Genomic DNA, 5,117 nt, shown 5'->3' on the forward strand with positions numbered 1-5,117 from the left:
AACAAGACTTAAAAAATTAACGATGAAGAGTTTGATCCTGGCTCAGGATGAACGCTAGCGGCAGGCCTAACACATGCAAGTCGAGGGGTAACGGGGTAGCTTGCTACCGCCGACGACCGGCGCACGGGTGCGTAACGCGTATACAATCTACCTTATACTGGGGGATAGCCTTTAGAAATGAAGATTAATACCCCATAGTTTGCATAGATGGCATCATTTAGGCAATAAAGGTTACGGTATAAGATGAGTATGCGTTCTATTAGCTAGTTGGTATGGTAACGGCATACCAAGGCAACGATAGATAGGGGCCCTGAGAGGGGGATCCCCCACACTGGTACTGAGACACGGACCAGACTCCTACGGGAGGCAGCAGTGAGGAATATTGGACAATGGAGGCAACTCTGATCCAGCCATGCCGCGTGCAGGAAGACTGCCCTATGGGTTGTAAACTGCTTTTGTACAGGAAGAAACACCTCTACGTGTAGAGGCTTGACGGTACTGTAAGAATAAGGATCGGCTAACTCCGTGCCAGCAGCCGCGGTAATACGGAGGATCCAAGCGTTATCCGGAATCATTGGGTTTAAAGGGTCCGTAGGTGGATAATTAAGTCAGAGGTGAAATCCTGCAGCTCAACTGTAGAATTGCCTTTGATACTGGTTATCTTGAGTTATTATGAAGTAGTTAGAATATGTAGTGTAGCGGTGAAATGCATAGATATTACATAGAATACCGATTGCGAAGGCAGATTACTAATAATACACTGACACTGATGGACGAAAGCGTGGGTAGCGAACAGGATTAGATACCCTGGTAGTCCACGCCGTAAACGATGGATACTAGCTGTTCGGATTTATCTGAGTGGCTAAGCGAAAGTGATAAGTATCCCACCTGGGGAGTACGTTCGCAAGAATGAAACTCAAAGGAATTGACGGGGGCCCGCACAAGCGGTGGAGCATGTGGTTTAATTCGATGATACGCGAGGAACCTTACCAGGGCTTAAATGTAGATTGACAGGTTTAGAGATAGACTTTTCTTCGGACAATTTACAAGGTGCTGCATGGTTGTCGTCAGCTCGTGCCGTGAGGTGTCAGGTTAAGTCCTATAACGAGCGCAACCCCTGTTGTTAGTTGCCAGCATGTAAAGATGGGAACTCTAACAAGACTGCCAGTGCAAACTGTGAGGAAGGTGGGGATGACGTCAAATCATCACGGCCCTTACGTCCTGGGCTACACACGTGCTACAATGGTAGGGACAGAGAGCAGCCACACCGCGAGGTGGAGCGAATCTATAAACCCTATCACAGTTCGGATCGGAGTCTGCAACTCGACTCCGTGAAGCTGGAATCGCTAGTAATCGCATATCAGCCATGATGCGGTGAATACGTTCCCGGGCCTTGTACACACCGCCCGTCAAGCCATGGAAGCTGGAAGTGCCTGAAGTCCGTCACCGCAAGGAGCGGCCTAGGGTAAAGTCGGTAACTAGGGCTAAGTCGTAACAAGGTAGCCGTACCGGAAGGTGCGGCTGGAACACCTCCTTTCTAGAGAAAGACGACTAAAAGAGGAAACCAAAAAAACTATTATGATAAATAGTTTGTTCTCGGATGCTGTTAATTTAAAAAAATCAGTCCACAGTATACAGTGCTCAGTCAACAGTATATATTACTGGGAACTGCGACTGAAAACTGAAGACTATATAACAGTCTCATAGCTCAGCTGGTTAGAGCGCTACACTGATAATGTAGAGGTCGGCAGTTCGAGTCTGCCTGAGACTACGAAGCACGATAGTGCCGAGTATGCTGGATTTATTTCAGCATCTGTCGAAAGACAGGATTAAGGTTTTAGAATCTTGAAACGTTCATAAAAATAGAAAAGAAAGGAAATTTTAGAAGTTGGGTCCATGTGTTATTAAGGAAATAACTAAATAACTCATAACTAATTAACTCATAACTAAAATATGGGGGATTAGCTCAGCTGGCTAGAGCGCTTGCCTTGCACGCAAGAGGTCATCGGTTCGACTCCGATATTCTCCACAAGGATCCTGGAACAAGTCCGGGATCAAAACGTTCATTGACATATTGAAAAAAGATACATAAAAATAAAGAATTGGATTTATCCAATTTGATAATAATATTTTATGGATCAATTAGGATCACGCGAGCGATATCTAATTGATCACATTGTTTAATTTATGAGAAACAGGAAAGAATGATACGTATTCAATTACTAATTGTTTGGACTGAAAAATCATAGATTGAATAGTAACTCATTAAAAAAGCAAAAAGTACAATAAGCTAAATAAGGGCGTATGGGGAATGCCTAGGCTCTCAGAGGCGAAGAAGGACGTGATAAGCTGCGAAAAGCTACGGGGATCGGCACACACGAACTGATCCGTAGATATCCGAATGGGGCAACCCGGCATATTGAAGATATGTCATGGCGCAAGCCAAGCAAACCCGGAGAACTGAAACATCTAAGTACCCGGAGGAGAAGAAAACAAAAGTGATTCCGTTAGTAGTGGCGAGCGAACGCGGATTAGCCCAAACCAGTATTGTTACGGCAATACTGGGGTTGTAGGACCACGAGATTAGAAGCAGGATGAATTAGAACTGTTTGGAAAGACAGGCCAAAGACGGTGATAGCCCGGTATAAGTAAAGAATGTGGATATAGTGGTATCCTGAGTAGTGCGGGACACGAGTAATCCTGTATGAACCTGTCGGGACCATCCGATAAGGCTAAATACTCCTGAGAGACCGATAGTGAACCAGTACCGTGAGGGAAAGGTGAAAAGAACCCTGAATAAGGGAGTGAAAAAGAACCTGAAACCATACGCTTACAAGCGGTCGGAGCTGATTTATCAGTGACGGCGTGCCTTTTGCATAATGAGCCTACGAGTTACCGTTGCTAGCAAGGTTAAGGACTTCAGGTCCGGATCCGTAGCGAAAGCGAGTCTGAACAGGGCGCTTTTAGTTAGTAGTGGTAGACGCGAAACCGTGTGATCTACCCATGGGCAGGTTGAAGCTGTAGTAACATACAGTGGAGGACCGAACCGGTTGACGTTGAAAAGTCTTCGGATGACCTGTGGGTAGGGGTGAAAGGCCAATCAAACTCGGAAATAGCTCGTACTCCCCGAAATGCATTTAGGTGCAGCGTTGATATAGTTTTATAGAGGTAGAGCTACTGATTGGATGCGGGGGCTTCACCGCCTACCAATTCCTGACAAACTCCGAATGCTATAAAATGGTTATCAGCAGTGAGGGCATGGGTGCTAAGGTCCATGTCCGAGAGGGAAAGAACCCAGACCATCAGCTAAGGTCCCCAAATGTATGTTAAGTTGATATAACGCGGTTGAACTGCACTGACAGCTAGGATGTTGGCTTGGAAGCAGCCATTCATTTAAAGAGTGCGTAACAGCTCACTAGTCGAGCGGTTCGGCATGGATAATAATCGGGCATAAACATACTACCGAAGCTATGGACTTTTAAAAGTGGTAGGGGAGCATTGTAGTGTCGTCGAAGCCAGACTGTGAGGTTTGGTGGAGAAGCTACAAAAGAAAATGTAGGCATAAGTAACGATAATGCGGGCGAGAAACCCGCACTCCGAAAGACTAAGGTTTCCTCAGCTATGCTAATCAGCTGAGGGTTAGTCGGGACCTAACGCGAACCCGAAAGGGGTAGTGGATGGCCAACAGGTTAATATTCCTGTACCTGCTCTCACTAAACGTGACGGAGGCGAAAATTTGGTGCGTGCTGACGGAATAGCACGTTGAAGCCAGTGGTAACACGGCGATAGTACACTGAGGCTTCGGCCAAGGTGATAATCCAGAGGATCGACTTCCAAGAAAAGCAAGAGAAGCAGCCCGTACCCTAAACCGACACAGGTAGTTGGGATGAGAATTCTAAGGAGCTCGAGAGATTCATGGCTAAGGAACTAGGCAAAATAGACTCGTAACTTCGGGAGAAGAGTCGCCACCCTTCGGGGTGGCCGCAGTGAAAAGGTCCAGGCGACTGTTTATCAAAAACACAGGGCTATGCTAAATCGAAAGATGATGTATATGGCCTGACACCTGCCCGGTGCTGGAAGGTTAAGTGGAGGGTTTAGCTTCGGCGACGATCCTAAATGAAGCCCCAGTAAACGGCGGCCGTAACTATAACGGTCCTAAGGTAGCGAAATTCCTTGTCGGGTAAGTTCCGACCTGCACGAATGGTGCAACGATCTGGACACTGTCTCAGCCATGAGCTCGGTGAAATTGTAGTATCGGTGAAGATGCCGATTACCCGCTGTGGGACGAAAAGACCCCGTGCACCTTTACTATAGCTTAGTATTGGTTTCGGATAAGTAACGTGTAGGATAGGTGGGAGACTTTGAAGTGGCGTCGCCAGGCGTTGTGGAGTCATTGTTGAAATACCACCCTTTGCTTATCTGGAGTCTAACCTTCTTTGGAAGGGACAGTGCTTGGTGGGTAGTTTGACTGGGGTGGTCGCCTCCAAAAGAGTAACGGAGGCTTCTAAAGGTACCCTCAGCACGCTTGGTAACCGTGCGTAGAGTGCAATGGCATAAGGGTGCTTGACTGAGAGACCTACAAGTCGATCAGGTTGGAAACAAGAGCATAGTGATCCGGTGGTTCCGCATGGAAGGGCCATCGCTCAAAGGATAAAAGGTACGCCGGGGATAACAGGCTGATCTCCCCCAAGAGCTCATATCGACGGGGGGGTTTGGCACCTCGATGTCGGCTCGTCACATCCTGGGGCTGGAGAAGGTCCCAAGGGTTGGGCTGTTCGCCCATTAAAGTGGCACGCGAGCTGGGTTCAGAACGTCGTGAGACAGTTCGGTCTCTATCTACAGTGGGCGTTAGAAATTTGAGTGGATCTGACTCTAGTACGAGAGGACCGAGTTGGACCAACCTCTGGTGTATCTGTTGTTCCGCCAGGAGCATTGCAGAGTAGCTACGTTGGGAAGGGATAAGCGCTGAAAGCATATAAGCGCGAAACCCACCACAAGATGAGATTTCTTTAAAGGGTCGTGGGAGATTACCACGTTGATAGGCTATAGGTGTAAAGGCAGTAATGTCATAGCCGAGTAGTACTAATAACCCATAGGCTTATTGTACGGCCCCCTCT

At 47.4% G+C, this 5,117-nt stretch carries 2 tRNA genes and 2 rRNA genes; all 4 read left to right on the forward strand.

Annotated features, from left to right (window positions below):
- Positions 1-19 precede the first annotated feature (19 nt).
- The 4 genes from Q4Q35_RS02835 (at position 20) to Q4Q35_RS02850 (ending at position 5,106) form a co-directional block, all read left to right on the forward strand.
- Positions 20-1,537: ribosomal RNA gene (locus Q4Q35_RS02835) — 16S ribosomal RNA — on the forward strand.
- Positions 1,538-1,697: 160 nt separating this feature from the next.
- Positions 1,698-1,771 (forward strand) — tRNA-Ile (locus Q4Q35_RS02840).
- Positions 1,772-1,955: 184 nt separating this feature from the next.
- Positions 1,956-2,029 (forward strand) — tRNA-Ala (locus Q4Q35_RS02845).
- Between the two features lie 254 nt (positions 2,030-2,283).
- Positions 2,284-5,106: ribosomal RNA gene (locus Q4Q35_RS02850) — 23S ribosomal RNA — on the forward strand.
- The 16S and 23S rRNA genes sit together here with 2 tRNA genes alongside, the layout of an rRNA operon.
- Positions 5,107-5,117 lie beyond the last annotated feature (11 nt).

The organism is Flavivirga aquimarina (assembly GCF_030540835.1).
In the GTDB taxonomy this organism is placed as follows: Bacteria; Bacteroidota; Bacteroidia; order Flavobacteriales; family Flavobacteriaceae; genus Flavivirga; species Flavivirga aquimarina.